This is a genomic window from Streptomyces sp. DH12 (genome assembly GCF_020873895.1).
Lineage (GTDB): Bacteria > Actinomycetota > Actinomycetes > Streptomycetales > Streptomycetaceae > Streptomyces.
In genome coordinates this window covers 1-628 of sequence record NZ_JAHWGT010000418.1, presented here as the reverse complement: position 1 = coordinate 628, position 628 = coordinate 1, and the positions used below count along the sequence as shown (strand labels likewise).

Annotated in this window: 1 protein-coding gene; it reads left to right on the top strand. The window is 75.6% G+C overall.

Annotation, left to right across the window (positions count from 1 at the left end):
* Positions 1-628: phytoene desaturase family protein (locus LPA54_RS34920; protein WP_368857886.1), on the top strand; the 628-nt coding region annotated here is incomplete at both ends.

The window sequence follows — 628 nt, the reverse complement described above, 5'->3', positions numbered from 1 at the left end:
CTTCCTGCACCGCTGGGACACCCTGGTCCGCGACTTCATGGCGCTGCCGCTGACCGCGCTGCCCCGCGACCCCGTCACCCTCGCCCGGTTCGGCCTCGTCGGCCTGCCCCCGTCGACCTGGCTGGCCCGCCGCTTCCGCGACGAACGCGCCCGCACCCTCTTCGCCGGTCTCGTCGCCCATGTGATGGCCCCGCTCAACGGCTTCGCCACCTCGGCCATAGGCCTGGTCTTCGCCCTCGCCGCGCACACCCGCGGCTGGCCCGTCGCCCGCGGCGGCTCCCAGGCGATCTCCGACGCCCTCGCCGCCCACCTGCGCGAACTCGGCGGCACCGTGCACACCGACTACGAGGTCAAGCGGCTCGACGACCTGCCCCCGGCGCGGGCGTACGTCTTCGACACCTCGCCCACCGCGCTGGCCCGTATCGCCGGCTTCGGCGACCACTACGCCCGCTACCGCTACGGCCCCGGCGTCTTCAAGATCGACTACGCGCTGGACGGGCCCGTCCCGTGGACCGCCCCCGAGGCGCGCAGGGCCGGGACCGTGCAGATCGGCGCGGACAGCGCGGAGATCGGCGCCGCCCTGCGCGCCGCGTCCCGGGAGAACCGCGCCCCCGACGCGCCGTTCCTC